15 protein-coding genes and 1 other RNA gene are annotated in these 16963 nt (G+C 66.0%); 14 read left to right on the forward strand and 2 right to left on the reverse strand.

The window, feature by feature from the left end:
• The first annotated feature begins 36 nt into the window (after positions 1–36).
• Both ABIB99_RS26635 and ABIB99_RS26640 read left to right on the forward strand, forming a co-directional pair.
• Entirely contained in the window at positions 37–495 is a 459-nt protein-coding gene (locus ABIB99_RS26635; RefSeq protein WP_071910384.1) for a DUF983 domain-containing protein, read from the forward strand.
• A 71-nt stretch (positions 496–566) separates the two neighbouring features.
• Positions 567–1280 carry an alpha/beta fold hydrolase gene (locus ABIB99_RS26640; RefSeq protein WP_354178183.1) on the forward strand — a complete coding sequence of 238 codons (714 nt, stop codon included), beginning with the start codon at positions 567–569 and terminating at the stop codon, positions 1278–1280.
• A gap of 104 nt (positions 1281–1384) precedes the next feature.
• On the opposite strand, the gene rnpB is transcribed toward ABIB99_RS26640, so the two are convergent.
• Positions 1385–1864, reverse strand: an RNA gene (rnpB, locus tag ABIB99_RS26645) — RNase P RNA component class A.
• 149 nt (positions 1865–2013) lie between these two features.
• On the opposite strand from rnpB, the gene ABIB99_RS26650 reads away from it, so the two are divergent.
• From ABIB99_RS26650 to ABIB99_RS26660, 3 genes are all read left to right on the forward strand, one after another.
• Entirely contained in the window at positions 2014–2364 is a 351-nt protein-coding gene (locus ABIB99_RS26650; protein WP_354178185.1) for a YciI family protein, read from the forward strand.
• A 100-nt stretch (positions 2365–2464) separates the two neighbouring features.
• The gene (locus ABIB99_RS26655; RefSeq protein ID WP_063981533.1) at positions 2465–2815 is read left to right on the forward strand and encodes a YciI family protein; all 351 of its coding nucleotides are present in this window, start codon (positions 2465–2467) and stop codon (positions 2813–2815) included.
• Positions 2812–4047, forward strand: coding sequence for an RNA polymerase sigma factor (locus ABIB99_RS26660; protein WP_155794952.1), 1236 nt, complete (start codon positions 2812–2814; stop codon positions 4045–4047). Before ABIB99_RS26655 ends, ABIB99_RS26660 begins: the two co-directional genes overlap by 4 nt.
• 118 nt (positions 4048–4165) lie before the next feature.
• Here ABIB99_RS26660 and ABIB99_RS26665 read toward each other — a convergent pair whose 3' ends face one another.
• The gene (locus tag ABIB99_RS26665) at positions 4166–5029 is read right to left on the reverse strand and encodes an N-acetylmuramoyl-L-alanine amidase (protein WP_175618141.1); all 864 of its coding nucleotides are present in this window, start codon (positions 5027–5029) and stop codon (positions 4166–4168) included.
• Positions 5030–5459: 430 nt separating this feature from the next.
• On the opposite strand from ABIB99_RS26665, the gene rsmH reads away from it, so the two are divergent.
• The 9 genes from rsmH (at position 5460) to murG (ending at position 16869) form a co-directional block, all read left to right on the forward strand.
• The gene (rsmH, locus tag ABIB99_RS26670) at positions 5460–6449 is read left to right on the forward strand and encodes a 16S rRNA (cytosine(1402)-N(4))-methyltransferase RsmH (protein WP_354178188.1); all 990 of its coding nucleotides are present in this window, start codon (positions 5460–5462) and stop codon (positions 6447–6449) included.
• Positions 6450–6452: 3 nt separating this feature from the next.
• Positions 6453–6845: a cell division protein FtsL gene (gene ftsL, locus ABIB99_RS26675; protein WP_014492951.1), complete on the forward strand. Its 393-nt coding sequence runs from the start codon at positions 6453–6455 to the stop codon at positions 6843–6845.
• Entirely contained in the window at positions 6842–8596 is a 1755-nt protein-coding gene (locus ABIB99_RS26680) for a peptidoglycan D,D-transpeptidase FtsI family protein (RefSeq protein ID WP_354178191.1), read from the forward strand. The genes ftsL and ABIB99_RS26680 overlap by 4 nt, the downstream gene beginning before the upstream one ends.
• Before the next feature lie 84 nt (positions 8597–8680).
• A complete protein-coding gene (locus tag ABIB99_RS26685; RefSeq protein WP_354178193.1) occupies positions 8681–10153 on the forward strand; it encodes a UDP-N-acetylmuramoyl-L-alanyl-D-glutamate--2,6-diaminopimelate ligase in 1473 nt (490 codons plus the stop codon).
• Positions 10150–11529, forward strand: coding sequence for a UDP-N-acetylmuramoyl-tripeptide--D-alanyl-D-alanine ligase (locus ABIB99_RS26690; protein ID WP_354178195.1), 1380 nt, complete (start codon positions 10150–10152; stop codon positions 11527–11529). Before ABIB99_RS26685 ends, ABIB99_RS26690 begins: the two co-directional genes overlap by 4 nt.
• Before the next feature lie 161 nt (positions 11530–11690).
• A complete protein-coding gene (gene mraY, locus ABIB99_RS26695) occupies positions 11691–12794 on the forward strand; it encodes a phospho-N-acetylmuramoyl-pentapeptide-transferase (RefSeq protein WP_014492955.1) in 1104 nt (367 codons plus the stop codon).
• A gap of 7 nt (positions 12795–12801) precedes the next feature.
• Positions 12802–14202, forward strand: coding sequence for a UDP-N-acetylmuramoyl-L-alanine--D-glutamate ligase (gene murD / locus ABIB99_RS26700; protein ID WP_354178197.1), 1401 nt, complete (start codon positions 12802–12804; stop codon positions 14200–14202).
• Positions 14203–14438: 236 nt separating this feature from the next.
• Positions 14439–15590, forward strand: a complete 1152-nt coding sequence (ftsW, locus tag ABIB99_RS26705; protein WP_063981538.1) for a putative lipid II flippase FtsW — start codon at positions 14439–14441, stop codon at positions 15588–15590.
• Positions 15591–15768: 178 nt separating this feature from the next.
• On the forward strand, positions 15769–16869 hold the full coding sequence (murG, locus tag ABIB99_RS26710) for an undecaprenyldiphospho-muramoylpentapeptide beta-N-acetylglucosaminyltransferase (protein ID WP_354178200.1): 1101 nt from the start codon (positions 15769–15771) through the stop codon (positions 16867–16869).
• Positions 16870–16963: the final 94 nt, after the last annotated feature.

The following is a 16963-nucleotide window of genomic DNA, read 5'->3' on the forward strand; positions in this document are numbered from 1 at the left end:
ATATCCTTTGAATGTATGGATACAAGATATTATTGTATGGATCAGCGAAAAGGAAGAGGTGCTGTCATGGCAACCGGTTCAGTCTCTCTCACGAAGGCGATGTGGCGCGGCTTTTTGGGCAAGTGCCCGAACTGCGGCGAAGGACACATGTTCGGCCGTTTCCTGAAAGTCGCGGACAGCTGCGACCATTGCGGCGAGGAGCTGTTTCACCAGCGCGCCGATGACTTCCCGGCCTATCTGGTGATGGTCGTGGTTGGTCACCTCGTCGTACCGGCGATCCTCGCGGTCGAGACGGCTTACGCGCCGGCGGTCTGGCTGCAACTGGCCGTGTGGCTGCCCGTGACGCTGTTCGCTTCGCTCGCGCTGCTGCAGCCGACCAAGGGCGCCATCGTCGGCCTGCAATGGCAGATCGGCATGCATGGTTTTGAAGCCGGCAAGCTGCGGCGCGAGGCGGTTGCGCCCGTCCTCGTGAAGGTGAACACGCGCGCGGCCTGAGGGCTGCAGCGTTTACATCGCGCGCGCGGCCGCTACACTCCATCGTAGAAACAAGAACGATGGAAACGCCGATGGCCGCACGCGCGAAGACTTTTCTGCTCTGTCATGGCGCATGGTCCGGCGGATGGGCCTGGAAGAAGATGCATCCGCTGATGGCGCAGGGCGGCCACCGCCTGGTGGCGCCGACCTACACCGGGCTCGGCGAACGCGCGCATCTCGCGAGTCCCGCGATCGATCTGGATACGCATATCCAGGACATCCTCAACGTCATCAAGTTCGAGGACCTCGACGACATCGTGCTGCTCGGCCACAGCTATGGCGGCATGGTCGCGACCGGTGTTGCCGACCGCGCGCGCGAGCGCGTGGCGCAGCTGATCTATCTCGACGCCTTCGTGCCGGGTGACGGCCAGTCGCTGTTCGATCTCAACGAGGGCGGGCGCGAGCCGATGCGCAAGGCGGCTGCCGCGGGCGACGGCTGCCGCATCCCGCCGAATCCGCCGCCGCCCGATACGCCGCAGGCCGATCTCGACTGGCTCAATGCGCGCCGCATCAACATGCCGATCAAATGTTTCGAGACGAGGCTCAAGCTCGAACACGGCGAGCCGGCGATCCCGCGCAGCTACATCTATTGCAAGCGCATTCCGCCGGGCGATGTGTTCGGGCAGTTCGCGAAGCGCACGAAGAACGAGGAGGGCTGGCGCTATTTCGAACTCGATGCCAGTCATGCGCCGAACGTGACAGCGCCCGAGGCTTTGATGGCGGTGTTGGAGAAGATTGTGGCCTAGTTCACCCTCGTCATTCCGGGCTCTCGCTTCGTCGCGCCTCGGAATGACAACGGTGAAAAATGGTGAGGGGTCCGATGCGGTCAGCATCGAACCCCTCGTTGCAAGATATCAGCCGGCCTGTAAGCCGGGTTCTGTAAGGCACCGTCCGCTTGCGCGAACGATACGTGACGGCCATTCCTCTGGGACCATGTTTGCACATGGCCTCGAGCAACCTACCCGGACGGCGGGCCTGACATCGCCCCGCGGCGTTATCGCTTGCGCGAACAGCCCGCTACGCCGTCCCTATTCGGTTTTGCTCCCGGTGGGGTTTACCATGCCGGCTCCGTTGCCGGAGCCGCGGTGCGCTCTTACCGCACCTTTTCACCCTTACCTGCCTACGCAGCTTGCGCTGCTACGGCACGGCAGGCCCGAGGGCTTGCCGCGCCAGAGCCCCGAAGGGGCGTCGGCGGGCGGTTCGTTCTCTGTGGCACTTTCCCTGGGGTTGCCCCCGCCGGACGTTATCCGGCACCGTATGTCAAGGGAGCCCGGACTTTCCTCCCCGGCGGCCTTTCGGCACCTGCCGGAGCGGCCGTCCGGCCGACTGACCGGCTACGCATGGGGCATTTGTGACGGTTCCGTCAAGCAGAGATCGCCGCGCAAGCCGGCTGCGAATAATTTATCCTGAACATGTCGTTGGGCGTGGGCCCAGTTCGACTGGATGCCGGCAATCCAGCCGAGCAACAGGAGTTAAGCGATGCAGTATTTGCTGCTGATCTACCGGAACGAAGCTCAACAGAGCAAGATGGACCCCGCAGATCACCAGAAGCTGTTGGCGGAGTATTCCGCCTACACCCAGTCCATCGTCCAGAGCGGCAACTTCAAGGCCGGCGACGGGCTCCAGCCGACCTCGACTGCGACCACCGTTCGCGTTCGCGACGGCAAGGTACTCGCGACCGATGGTCCGTTCGCCGAGACCCGCGAGCAACTCGGCGGCTATTATCTCGTCGAGGCGAGAGACCTCGACGCAGCGATCGCGATGGCCGCGCGGATTCCCGGAGCCAGGGACGGCTCGATCGAAGTCAGGCCCGTGATGATCTACAAATGATCTCGTCCCCTGATATCGAATAATTATCCCGAGGATGTCGTTTGATGTTGGCCCCGTTCGACTGGATGTCGGCAATCAGGCCGAACAACAGGAGTAAGCCATGCAGTACCTACTGCTGATCTACCGGAACGAAGCGAAAATGATCAACATGTCCCCCGCGGACCGTCAGGCGCTGTCGGCGGAGTACGGCACTTACACGCAGTCCATCGTCCAGAGCGGCCATTTCAAGGCCGGCGACGGGCTTCAGCCGACCACGACGGCGACCACCGTGCGCGTGCGCGAGGGCAAGACCCTGACGACCGACGGTCCCTTCGCGGAGACTCGCGAGCAGCTCGCCGGCTACTATCTGGTCGAGGCCAAGGATCTGGACACCGCCGTCGGACTGGCTGCTCGGATTCCCGAGGCCAAAGAGGGATCCATCGAAGTCAGGCCGGTCATGATCTACAAGTGATCTGTCCTGCCGACATCGCTCGGATTTTTCGCGACGAGGCGGGGCGGGTGCTTGCCACGCTGATCCGCCTCGTCGGCGATTTCGATCTCGCCGAGGACGCGCTCCAGGATGCCTTCGCGGTCGCGCTGGAGCGCTGGTCGGCGGGCGAGGTGCCCGATAATCCGCGCGCCTGGCTGGTCAATGTCGGTCGCAACAAGGCGATCGATCGCATCCGGCGGCAGGCCGTGTTCCGCGGCAAGCAGCGGGCGCTCGTGCATGAGCTCGAGTTCAACGCGCAGGCGCCCGACGAGCCGCCAGCAACGCTCGATGACGATATGCTGCGGCTGATCTTCACGTGCTGCCATCCAGCCTTCGCCATCGAGGTCCAGGTCGCGCTGACGCTGCGCACCGTCTGCGGGCTGTCCATGGCGCAGGTCGCGCGCGCCTTTCTCGTCGGCGAGGATGCGATGGCGCAGCGCCTCGTCCGCGCCAAGCAGAAGATCAGGCTCGCCGGCATTCCTTATGAAGTGCCCGAGCACGCCGCGCTTGCGCCGCGGCTCAACGGCGTGCTCGCCGTGATCTATCTCGTCTTCACCGAAGGCTATGTTGCGACCTCGGGCGCGGATTTGATGCGGCCCGATCTCGCGGTCGAAGCGATCAGGCTCGGCCGGTTGCTCGACCGGCTGATGCCGGATCGCGCCGGGATCAAAGGCCTGCTCGCCTTGATGTTACTGCACGATGCGCGCCGTGCCGGGCGCGAGACCACAGCCGGCGACGTCGTTCTGCTGGAAGAGCAGGATCGTTCGCTCTGGAATTGCGTGCAGATCGAGGAAGGTCTGCGTCTCGTGGACGACGCGCTCCGCGTGCCTGGCCGCCCGCAGCCCTATGCTGTGCAGGCCGCGATCGCCGCGCTGCATGCCCGTGCGCCGAGCTACGAGCAGACCGACTGGCCGCAGATCGCTGGCCTCTACGAAGTGCTCTTGCGCATCAATCCGTCGCCGGTGATCGAGCTTAACCACGCCGCCGCAGTCTCGATGGTCGACGGCCCGGCGCGCGCGCTCGATCTCGTCGACGCGATCACCGCGCGCGGCGGGCTTGGCGGCTACGAGCTGTTGCCCGCGGTGCGCGCGGATCTGTTGCGACGGCTTGGGCGCAAGGACGAGGCGCGTGAGGCGTATGTCGCCGCGACGGCGGCGACGCAGCTGGAGCCGCTACGGCGGCTCTATGCGCGACGGATGCGGGAGATGGAGTAGTCGCCGCACATTCCGTCATTGCGAGGAGCGTAGCGACGAAGCAATCCAGACTGTTTCCACGGAGGCAGTCTGGATTGCTTCGCTGCGCTCGCAATGACGGAGTGTGTGGCTTGCGCCGTTACTTCGCCGCGACCGCCGTTGCATCCGCCGGCAGGCTCGCGAGCAACGCCTGCAATGTTGACAGCGTCGAGTGATCCGCGACACCATCGAGCCGCGCGGGGCGGAAATGGCGCTGGAAGGCGGTGACGACTTCCATCGTCGCGGCGTCGTATTTGCCGGTCAGCGGCACGCCGTAGCCGTATCGGGCGAGCGCCTGCTGCAGGCTCAGCACCTCGTCGCTGATGGTGCCGAGCATCAGGCTCTCGCCGCGCACGACCGGCGCGGGCGTCACCCAGTGTCCGACGCCGGAATTGGCCAGCGAATGCCACGGAAATTTCTCGCCGGGATCCTTCTTGCGCGCCGGCGCGACGTCGGAATGGCCGAGCACCCGGTGCGCGGCGACGTTGCGGCGAAGCATGATGCCGCGGCACAACGTGATCACGGCGGCGATCTGGCGCGACGGATATTCCGGATAGCCCCAGTCATGGCCGCGATTGATGATCTCGATGCCGATCGAGCAGGAGTTGATGTCGTCCTCGCCGGCCCAGGACGAGACGCCCGCGTGCCAGGCGCGCTTGGCCTCGGGCACGCATTGCACGATGCGGCCGTCCTCCAGCACGACGTAATGCGCCGACACTTCGGTGCCCGCCGTGCACAGCCGCGCCAACGCGCCCTCGACGTCGGGCATGCCGGTGTAGTGCAGCAGGATCATATCCGGCTGCCGTCCCTTGTTGCGATCGCCATGGTTCGGCGAAGGGATGATGTCGGAGACGATCGAGGAATCCGGCTCGAACGTCCGCGTGTTCGCCGCGGCCTTGGGAACCGGGAGAACGCGTTGACGTTTCGAATCAGATCCAGACGGCGTGGAAGGACCGGACGACATAGACAGCTCAAGTCGGACAGAGAGTGGGCCAAGCCCTTCTCTTTACTATTCCTTTACCCTCCGCCGCGCGCAATCGCGCGGCGCGGTTAATGGATGCATTTTGGCGCATGTGTGTGGATGGAGCATCACCGACGCGTCACCTTTTCGACTTGTAACAAGCCGATCAACGCTTTCTTAACGCTAAGGGCCGTTACTGAGGATTGAAGAGCCGACCCGCGTCCGGAGGCGGCCAAAGCGTATTTTGGCTCGAAATCCCATGGCTGCCCGACAAATTCCACTGGGAACACTGGGTTTGCGGCCAGGGATGACCGGGCTCGGTAACCATGCTGGACGAGGGTTGGGTCGTGGAACCGCCGCGACGCGGAATTATTCGAGGCGTAATGGACTCGCTCGTCCCAGATCTCGCATGGACGCTCTGCGGGTGTGGCGCATGAGCTCGGTTCCGCACATCCCCGTTCTTGGCCGTGAGGCGGTCGATCATCTCGCGCCGCGCGCGGGCGGGATCTATATCGACGCCACCTTCGGCGCCGGCGGCTACAGCCGCGCCATCCTCGACGTGCCGGGAACCCGGCTGATTGCGATCGATCGCGACCGCACGGCGATCGCCGGCGGGGCTGAGCTCGTCGAACGCTCCGCGGGCCGGCTGACGCTGGTCGAGGACCGCTTCTCCAATCTCGCCGAGGTCTGTGCGGCGCAAGGCGTCGATGCCGTCGACGGCGTCGTGATGGATGTCGGGGTCTCCTCGATGCAGCTCGACCAGGCCGGTCGCGGCTTCTCCTTCCGTCTCGACGGTCCGCTCGACATGCGGATGGGGCAGGCGGGGCCGACGGCGGCCGACATCGTCGCGCGCGCCTCGGAAAGCGATCTCGCCGACATCATCTATCTCTTTGGTGAGGAGCGGCAGTCGCGCCGCATCGCCCGCGCCATCGTCGCCGACCGGCAGGAGACGCCGTTCACGACAACGCGCGCGCTCGCCGATCTCGTCGGCCGGGTCGTGCGCTCGAAACCCGGCGATATTCATCCGGCGACGCGAACGTTCCAGGCCCTGCGCATCTTCGTCAACGAAGAGCTCGAGGAACTCCAGACCGCGCTCGCTGCGGCCGAGCGCGTGCTCAGGCCGGACGGCCGCCTCGTGGTGGTCTCGTTCCATTCGCTGGAAGACCGCATCGTCAAAAATTTCCTCGCCGAGCGTTCGAAGACCGGCGGCGGCTCGCGGCATCTTCCGGAAGTCGCGCAAGTCCCGCCGAGCTTCCAGCTGCTGACGCGCCGGCCGGTGATCGCCGGCGAAGAGGAAGTCGCCCATAACCCACGCGCGCGTTCCGCAAAACTGCGTGCCGCCGAGCGCACGTCCGCGCCCGCGCACGACGACGGCGAGACCTCGTCCTGGCCAAAGCTCGCCGACGTGATGAGGGGTGGCTAGCGCATGCGCTTCATCCACCTCCTCGTCATCGGCGCGCTGATCTTCGCGGCGGCCTATGTCTACCGGATCAAGATGGACTCCACGGCGCGCACCGAAAAGGTGCTGCGGCTGCATGCGGAGATCCGCGAGCAGCGCGATGCAATCGCGGCGCTGCGCTCCGAATGGGCCAAGCTCGATGCGCCCTTGCGTCTGCAGGGCCTGTCCGACCGGCATCTGCCGCTCAAGCCGGTCAACGGCACGCAATATGACTCGCTGAAGAACCTGCCGGAGCGTCCGCCGCGGATGTTCAGGCCGGGCGAGCCGGATCCGATCGGGGCCATGCTCAACACCATCGAAGCCGCGAGCGATCCGGATACGGTGACGGGCTCCGTTCCTCAGCCCGAGGACAAGCAATGAGCGCTGTGACCCCGGCCAAGTCAACTCAAAAGCCGCCCGAGCCCTGGCGGCAGCGGCTGATCCGCAGTCTGCTCTACGGGCGCAATGTTGACCGCGCCGCGAAGGCGCGCGCGCGCGTTGGCCTCGCGATGATCGCCTTTACCTCGGTCTACGTCCTGATCGGCGGCCGGCTCGTGATGTTCGCGATCGGTGCCGACGCCCACAGCGCGCGCCGTGCTGCCGCGCAAGAGGTGGTCGCGACCGCGCGGCCCGACATCGTCGACCGCAACGGCGCGATCCTGGCGACCGACGTCAAGGCCGCGAGCCTGTTCGGCGAGCCGCGCCGCATCATCGACAAGGACGAGGCGATCGAGCTTCTGACTGCGACCGTGCCCGACCTCGACGAGGCCGAGGTGCGCGAGCGCCTGTCGGCGCGAAAGGGTTTTGTCTGGCTCAAGCGCGAGATCACGCCGAAGCAGCAGCAGGACATCCACAAGCTCGGCATTCCCGGCATCGGCTTCCTGCGCGAGAACAAGCGCGTCTATCCGACCGGCAACGAGGTCGCCCACCTCATCGGTCTCGTCAACATCGACAACCAGGGCATCGCCGGCATGGAGAAGTGGCTCGACAATCAAGGGCTCGCCGATCTCCACCGCGCAGGCTTTGCCACCGACCGGCTGCAAAAGCCGATCGAGCTGTCGGTCGATCTGCGCGTCGAGCACGCGCTGCGCGACGAGCTCTTGAAGGCCAAGGAGAAGTACCACACCAAGGCCGCCTCCGGCATCGTCTCGAATGTCAAGACCGGCGAGATCGTGGCGATGGTCTCGCTTCCGGATTTCGATCCCAACAATCCGAAGGAAGCGCACGACCCCGACCGCATCAACCGCCTGACCACGGGCGTCTACGAGATGGGCTCGACCTTCAAGGCGTTCACGCTGGCGATGGCGCTCGATTCCGGAAAGATCAATTTGAACTCGTCGTGGGATGCGCGCGGAAACCTGCACTACGGCAAGTTCACCATCCACGACAGTCATTCGCTCGGACGTTTCATCAACACCAAGGAAGTGTTCTATTACTCCTCCAACATCGGCGCTGCGCGGATCGCGCTCGGCCAGGGCGTCGAGGCGCACAAGGCGTTCCTTGCCAAGATGGGCCAGTTGACGCGGCTGCGCACCGAGCTGCCCGAGAGCGCGGCTCCGCTGGTGCCGCGCCGCTGGAGCGAGCTGAACACGGTCACCATCGCGTTCGGCCAGGGTCTGTCGGTGGCGCCGCTCCAGGCGGTGATGGGCATCAACGCGCTGATGAACGGTGGCTATTTGATTCCGCCGACCTTCATGAAGCGAAGCGAAGCTGAAGCGGCGGCGATGGCCAAGCGCGTGATCAAGCAAGAGACCAGCGACAAGATGCGGTATCTGATGCGGCTCAATGCGGAGGTCGGGTCGGCGAGACAGGCAGACGTCAAGGGCTATTATGTCGGCGGCAAGACCGGCACGTCCGAGAAAGTCATCAATGGCCGCTACGCCAAGAAGCGGGTGCTCAACTCCTTCACGGCGATCATGCCCTCCGACAATCCAAAATATCAGATCCTGATCATGCTGGACGAGCCGCAGGCGCTGCCCGAAACGCATGGTTTCATCACCTCGGGCTGGAACGCAGTGCCGACCGGCGGCAAGGTGATCGAGCGGATCGCGCCGCTTCTGGGCATCGAGCCACGGTTTGACCTGCCGCCGTCCGACCGCCTTATTCTTGCAGCATCCAGGACAACCCAGTAATCAACGGCGGTGGGCCGTCGCCGCTGCTGAGTCGGGGCTTTTCCGAAGATCCGGCTTTCCGGACGGCATGTCGACTGGAAGACCATGAAGCTGCGCGACCTCCTAGGTCAGGACGTTCCAGGCAATGATGCCGCAATCGAGCCCGCTGTCGCGGCGCTCGATGTGACCGGCGTTGCGCTCGACAGCCGTGTGGTCAAGTCAGGCGATCTCTTCTTCGCGCTCGCAGGCAGCAAGACTGACGGTGCGCGCTTCATCGATGCCGCGATTTCCGCAGGCGCGGTGGCGATCGTCGGCGACCATGCGCCAGCGGCCAGCAAGGTGCCGTTCGTCACGGTGGCTAATCCGCGCCGCGCGCTGGCGCTGGCCGCGGCTAAATTCTTCCCCGCACAGCCCGCGACCATCGCGGCGGTGACCGGCACCAGCGGCAAGACCTCGGTCGCCGCGTTCACGCGCCAGATCTGGGAGCGGCTGGGGCATGCCTCCGCCAGCATCGGCACCATCGGTCTCGTCTCGCCCAAGCGCACCGTCTACGGTTCGCTGACGACGCCGGATCCGATCGCGCTGCACCGGCAGCTCGATGAGATCGCGCGCGAAGGCGTGACGCATCTCGCCTTCGAGGCGTCCTCGCACGGGCTCGACCAGTACCGCCTCGACGGTGTCCGTGTCTCCGCCGGCGGCTTCACCAATCTCTCGCGCGACCACATGGATTACCATCCAACCGTCGCGCATTATCTCGCAGCAAAACTCCGCCTGTTCCGCGAACTGGTCCCGGCGGATGGGGCGGCGGTGATCTCCGCCGATCATGATTGCTCGGCGGAAGCAATCAATGCTGCCAGGTCGCACGGCCTGCGCGTGCTGGAGGTCGGCCGCAACGGCGACGGGGCAGGCGAGGGCATTCGTCTCGCCGGGGCCGAGGTCGAAGGTTTTTCGCAAGTCCTTGCCGTCGAACATCGCGGCAAGCGTTATGCGGTCCGGCTGCCGCTGGCCGGCGAATTCCAGATCGAGAACGCACTGGTGTCGGCCGGTCTGGCGATCGGCACCGGCAGCGATCCGGCCAACGTGTTCGCGAGCCTCGAACATCTCGAAGGCGCCAAGGGTCGGCTTGAGCGCGTCGGCGAGCGCAACGGTGCGCCGATCTTCGTCGACTACGCCCACAAGCCCGACGCGTTGGAGAAGGCGTTGCAGGCTTTGCGGCCTTACGCAAAACGCCGGCTGGTCGTCGTGTTCGGCGCGGGCGGCGATCGCGATGCCGGCAAGCGCCCGATCATGGGCGAGATCGCGGCCGAAAACGCCGACCGCGTCATCATCACCGACGACAATCCGCGCAGCGAGAAGCCGGAAGCCATTCGCGCCGAAATCCTCGCGACCGCAAAAGGTGCCCGCGAAATCGGCGACCGTGCCGCGGCGATCCGCACCGCGATCGAGGAGTTGGAAGACGGCGACGCGCTGCTCGTCGCCGGCAAGGGCCACGAGACCGGGCAGATCGTCGGCGGCGAGGTGCTGCCCTTCAGTGATCACGAGGCGGTCGCCGCCGCATTAGCGTCGAGGGATGCATGAGCGCGCCAATATGGACGGTTGCCGACGTGGCGCGTGCGCTGGGCGCTGCAGGATCGTTTCCGGACACGCCGATCGAGTTCGTCACGCAGGACAGCCGCCTGGTGAAGCCGGGCAGCCTGTTCGTCGCGCTCAGCGGCACGCCGAGCGGCGGCTTCATCTCGGCCTTCGCCAGCGCGCGTGACGGCTGGGAGTTCGCCGACAAGGCGGAAGCATCGGGCGCGGTCGCGATGATCGTGCCGCACGAGATCGCCGGCATCCGCGTTCCCCAGATCGTCGTCAAGGACACGCTGATCGACGGTCTCTGGGGCCTCGCACGCGCCGCACGCGCCCGTTTCAACGGACCGGTGATCGGGCTCACCGGCAGCGCGGGCAAGACCAGCACCAAGGAATTCCTCGCGGCCTACCCCGGCGCCTATGCCAGTCCGTCGAGCTTCAACAATTTCTGGGGTGTGCCGCTGACGCTGTGCAACGCGAGGCCCGACGCCAGCCTCTGGGTCGTCGAGATGGGCATGAACCAGACCGGCGAGATCGCGCGGCTCAGCGAGCTGACGCGGCCGACCGTCGCGCTCGTCGTCAACGTTCAGCCGGTGCATCTGGAAAAGCTCGGCTCGCTCGAAGCCATCAGGCGCGAGAAGGTGTCGATCGCGCTCGGCCTGCCCGAGGATGGCGTGCTGGTGCTGCCTGCCGGGATCAAGGCGCCGGACTGGAAGGGCAAGGTGGTACGGTTTGGCGAGAAAGCCGAGGTGCACGAGGTCGCGCACGCGCCGCATGGCGAGAGCTGGCAGGTCGTGGCTGCGCTCGGCAAGAAGGAGATCGCCTTCAGCCTGACGCCGGGCGCACCGCACCGCGTGCAGAATGCGCTTGCGGCGCTCGCTTCGATCCGCGCCGCGAACCTCGATGCGGCGACGCTCGCAATCAAGCTCGACCGGGTCGGCATCATGACCGGCCGCGGCGTCGAGCAGGCGATCGGCGGCGTCACCGTGATCGACGACAGTTTCAACGGCAATCCGGCCAGCGTGGCTGCTGCACTGCAAAGCCTCCAGGCGCGCAACGTGACCGGCGGCCGCCGCATTGCGGTGCTCGGCGACATGCTGGAACTGGGCGATGACGCACCAAGCTACCACACGGCCCTCGCCAAGCATCTCGACGGCATCGACGGCGTCTACTGCGTCGGTCCCTTGATGCGCCATCTCTACGACGTGTTGCCGGCGGGCAAGGGCCTTGGCTGGCACGACGACCCCGCCACGCTGAAGCCGGGCGAGGTCGCAAATCTGCTGAGGGCAGGCGATGTCGTGGTTGTCAAGGGCAGCAAGAAGATGTTCTGGGTCAACAAGTTTGTGCCGGGCCTAGTGGCCGCCTTGCAGGCAAAGGCGTAAACTGCTTGGAAGGCGCAGTTCCCGAATCCCACCCTTTGCGGCGCGAAGCCGTTCGTTTTCCCAGAGGTCGCCCGACCCCATGAAGAAGACCCGCGAATGCGCGTGAGGCAAGTCAAGGCCAACACCAGGGCCGCGTGCAAAGGCGCCATAGGACCGTCTGAATGTTTTACTGGCTGATCGAGCTCTCCAACACATTTCCCGGCTTCGGTGCCGTTCGCACCTTCCTGAACGTCTTCCGCTATATCACCTTCCGCACCGGCGGCGCCGTCGTCACCGGCGCGCTGTTCGTGTTCCTGTTCGGGCCCTGGATCATCGACCATCTGCGCATCCGTCAGGGCAAGGGCCAGCCGATCCGGACCGACGGCCCACAATCGCATCTCGCCAAGAAAGGCACGCCCACCATGGGCGGGCTGATGATCCTGTCCGGCCTCACGGTCGGCACCGTGCTGTGGGCCAATCCGCTCAACCCCTATGTCTGGATCGTGCTGGCGGTGACGCTCGGCTTCGGCTTCGTCGGCTTCTATGACGATTACCTCAAGGTGACCAAGCAGACCACGACGGGCTTCGGCAGCAAGCTGCGCCTGCTGATCGAGGCAGCCATCGCGCTGGTCGCCTGCTATGCGCTGGTGCGATTGAACCGCGATCCCGCGTCGACCGCGCTGACGATTCCCTTCCTCAAGGACACCGTGCTGCATTTCGGCTGGTTCTTCGTCGTGTTCGGCGCTTTCGTCATCGTCGGCGCCGGCAACGCGGTGAACCTCACCGACGGTCTCGACGGCCTCGCCATCGTTCCCGTGATGATCGCGACCGCGAGCTTTGCGATGATCGCCTATCTCGCCGGCAACGCGGTGTTCGCCGATTATCTCCAGATCAAATATGTCGCCGGAACCGGCGAGCTCGCGGTGCTCTGCGGCGCGTTGCTGGGCGCCGGTCTCGGGTTTCTCTGGTTCAACGCGCCGCCGGCCTCGATCTTCATGGGCGACACCGGCTCGCTCGCGCTCGGCGGCATGCTCGGCGCAATCGCGGTCGCGGTGAAGCACGAGATCGTGCTCGCGGTGATCGGCGGCCTGTTCGTGCTGGAAGCGGTTTCCGTTATCGTCCAGGTGGTGTCGTTCAAGCTCACCGGCAAACGCATCTTCCGGATGGCGCCGATCCATCACCATTTCGAGCAGCTCGGCTGGACTGAGCCGCAGATCGTGATCCGGTTCTGGATCATCTCGGTGATGCTGGCGCTCGCCGGTCTGTCGACGCTGAAGCTGCGGTGATCGATCGATGATCCCGGTCACATCCTTCGCCGGCAAGACGGTCGCGGTGTTCGGCCTCGGCGGCTCGGGGCTTGCGTCCTGTCACGCGCTGAAAGCGGGCGGCGCCGAGGTGATTGCCGCCGACGACAATGCCGAGAACGTCGCCAAGGCCGCGCAAGCGGGTTTCATCACCGCCGATTTGCGCAATGTCTCCTGGGCGAATTTCGCGGCGCTCGTGCTCGCGCCCGGCGTGCCGCTCACCCATCCCGTGCCGCACTGGAGCGTGCTGAAGGCGCGCGAGGCGGGCGTCGAGGTGATCGGCGACATCGAGCTGTTCTGCAGAGAGCGGCGGCGGCACGCGCCCAACGCGCCGTTCGTCGCGATCACCGGGACCAACGGCAAGTCGACCACGACCGCGCTGATTGCGCATCTGACAAAGGTCGCCGGCTACGACACCCAGATGGGCGGCAATATCGGCACCGCGATCCTGTCGCTGGAGCCGCCGCGCACGGGCCGCGTCCACGTCATCGAGATGTCGTCCTACCAGATCGACCTCACGCCCTCGCTCGATCCCTCCGTCGGCATCCTGCTCAATGTCAGCGAGGACCACATCGACCGTCACGGCACCCTCGCGCATTACGCTGCGGTCAAGGAGCGTCTCGTCGCCGGCGTGCAGGCCGGCGGCACCGCGATCGTCGGCGTCGACGATGGCTTCTGCCGCGACATCGCCGACCGGCTCGACCGCGCCGGCAAGAACGTGGTGCGGATCTCCGTCAAGAATCCGCTGGCCTCCGGCATCCATGTCGAGCACGGCACCATCGTGCGCACCGCGGGCGGCGCGCGGAGCGAGGTCGCAAAGCTCGGCGGCATCGGCTCGCTGCGCGGCCAGCACAACGCGCAGAACGCGGCCTGCGCCGCCGCCGCCGCGCTCGCGATGGGCATCAGCCTCGATGTGCTGCAGAACGGCCTGCGCAGCTTTCCCGGCCTCGCGCATCGCATGGAGCAGGTCGGCCGCCGCGGCAACGTGCTGTTCGTCAACGACTCCAAGGGCACCAACGCGGATGCGACTGCGCATGCGCTGTCGTCCTTTTCGGAAATCTTCTGGATCGCCGGCGGCAAGCCGAAGGCGGGCGGCATCACTGGCCTGACCGGCTACTTCCCGCGCATTCGCAAGGCCTATCTGATCGGCGAGGCCGCGCAGGAGTTTTCGGGAACGCTGGGCACGCAGGTCGCGCACGAGATCAGCCAGACGCTGGACATCGCCGTCGAGCACGCCGCGCGCGATGCGGAAGCCTCGGGCCTCGCGGATGCGGTGGTGCTGCTGTCACCCGCCTGTGCGTCCTTTGACCAGTACCGCAACTTCGAGATCCGCGGCACCAAGTTCCGCGAACTGGTACAGGCGCTGCCGGGTGTGAAGCCGGTGGTGTAGGGCGCGGCTACTCCTTGCTCCGCTGTCGTCGCCCGGCTTGACCGGGCGACCCAGTATCCCAGAGGCGGTGCTTGAGCCGGGAGGCCACGGCGTACTGGATGCCCCGGTCAAGCCGGGGCATGACGAGCATGTGAGGTCGGCGCTCGCTCCTATCTCCAAACATCCGCGTTTCCTTAACCCCCCGTAAACCAACCTCGGCGACCAATGGACCGACCTCTGTCCGAAAGCGGCCGCCCATGCTCTCCCGTGAAGAACGCACCCCCTTTTCCGAGTGGTGGTGGACCGTCGACAAGCCGCTGATGGGCGCCATCCTGGCGCTGATGCTCACGGGCGTGATCCTGTCGCTGGCGGCGAGCCCGCCGGTTGCGACCCGCATCGGGCTCGATCCCTTCCACTTCTTCAGCCGGCACGTGATGTTCCTGGCGCCCTCCTGCCTGGTGCTGCTCGGGGTGTCCTTCCTGACGCCGCGCGCGATCCGCCGCTCGGCCCTGATCATCTTCGCGGCCAGCATCATCCTGATCGTGCTGACGCTCGCGATTGGCCCCGAAGTGAAGGGCTCGCGGCGCTGGATCACGCTGCTCGGCGTCAACATCCAGGCCTCCGAAGTTGCAAAGCCGTCGTTCGTCGTCATCGCCGCCTGGCTGTTCGCGGAATCGACCAGGCGGCCGGAGATGCCGGCGACCTCGATGGCGCTGGTGCTGCTCTTGATGCTGGTCTCGCTGCTGGTGATGGAGCCCGACTTCGGTCAGACCATGCTGATCCTGATGGTGTGGGGCTCGCTGTTCTTCATCGCGGGCATGCGCATGATCTGGGTGTTCGGCCTGGCGGGCGCCGCCGCGGCCGGTCTGTTCAGCGCTTATCTGTTCGTCCCGCACGTCGCCGGCCGCATCAAGCGTTTCATGAATCCGGCTTCCGGCGACACCTTCCAGGTCGATACCGCCATGGAAGCCTTCTACAACGGCGGATGGTTCGGGCTCGGGCCGGGCGAGGGCATCGCCAAGCGCAGTCTGCCGGACAGTCACACCGACTTCGTGTTCGCGGTTGCCGCCGAGGAGTTCGGCATCATCCTGTGCCTTGCGATGCTGGCGCTGTTCGCCTTCGTCGTGATCCGCACGCTGTCGCGCGCTTACGCCAACGAGGACATGTTCTCGCGCTTTGCGGCGTCTGGGCTAGCGATCCTGTTCGGCGTGCAGGCCGCGATCAACATGTCGGTCAACCTCCAGCTCATCCCCGCCAAGGGCATGACGCTGCCGTTCATTTCCTACGGTGGCTCCTCGATCGTGTCGCTGGCTTATGGTGTCGGCATGATGCTGGCCCTGACGCGGCTGCGCCCGCGCACCGAAGTCGAGGCAAGCGGCCACGCCGAGGCGATGCGCAGCTACGCGTGACCACTCTCGTGTCCCGGACAAGCTCCGCGAAGCGGCGCGCAGAGCCGGGACCCAGAATGCCGCACCAATGGGCCCCGGTTCAGCAGCGCACCACGCCGCGAAGTGCAGCGTACTGCGCTACGCCCGGGGCACGAGCACGGCTCGCAATAGGCGCTTTTTCCCTGTAAATACCGCTACCATGGACACTTCCCCCCTGATTCTTCTCGCCGCGGGCGGCACCGGCGGCCATTTGTTTCCGGCCGAGGCGCTCGGTGTCGAGCTGATCCGGCGCGGCTTTCGCGTCCGCCTCGTCACGGACGAGCGGGCGCTGCGCTATAGCGGGCTGTTCAGCAAGGACATGATCGACGTCGTCTCGAGCGAGACCGCGCGTGGCCGCAATCCATTGCAGCTCGCCTATGCCGGCCTCACGCTCGCCGCCGGCACGCTGTCCGCCTACGGCCTGATCAGGCGATTGAAGCCCGTCGCCGTCGTCGGCTTCGGCGGCTATCCGACACTGCCGCCTCTGGTCGCCGCGAAGTTTGCGGGCGTGCCCAGCGTCATCCACGACGCCAATGCGGTGCTCGGCCGCGCCAACCGGTTCTTGGCGAGCCGCGTCCGCGCCATCGCGACGTCGCTGCCCGGCGTGCTCGACCGCGATCCGGCGCTGGCTGGCAAGACCACGACCGTGGGCACGCCGATGCGTCCGGCGATCCTCGCCGCAGCCGCCGTGCCCTATGTCGCGCCTGAAGCGAACGGACCGCTGCGCCTGCTCGTCGTCGGCGGCAGCCAGGGCGCGCGCATCATGGCCGACATCGTCCCGGGTGCGATCGAGCGGCTCGAGCCCGCACTGTGGAGCCGGCTCGTCCTCACCCAGCAGGTGCGCGACGAGGACATGGCGCGCGTGCGCGCGGTCTACGACAAGCTCAAGATCAATGCCGAGCTCGCGCCGTTCTTCACCGATCTGCCGGCGCGGCTCGCCTCCAACCATCTGGTGGTGTCGCGCTCCGGCGCCGGCACGGTCGCCGAACTCGCCGCGATCGGACGCCCCTCGATCCTGGTGCCGCTGCCCGGCTCGATCGACCAGGACCAGTTCGCCAATGCCGGTGTGCTGGCCAAGGTCGACGGCGCGGTCCGCGTTCCGCAGACCGAGTTTACCTCCGACCGGCTCGCCGCCGAGATCTCCGCCTTCGCCGCCGAGCCCGCGCGTCTTGCCTCCATGGCCGCAGCCGCGAAGGGGGCGGGGCGGCTCGATGCGGCCGAACGGTTGGCCGATCTGGTGGTCAAGGTCGCGGGAATCTGACGCGAAAAAGCCCTTGTCTTGGCCTTCCAAAGCGGGGCATCCAGTAACAACGGCGCGGCTGATTTGGCCGTGACCTTCGCCAGATGCCGCCTTT

Source organism: Bradyrhizobium sp. LA6.1 (assembly GCF_040547805.1).
Taxonomy (GTDB): domain Bacteria; phylum Pseudomonadota; class Alphaproteobacteria; order Rhizobiales; family Xanthobacteraceae; genus Bradyrhizobium; species Bradyrhizobium barranii.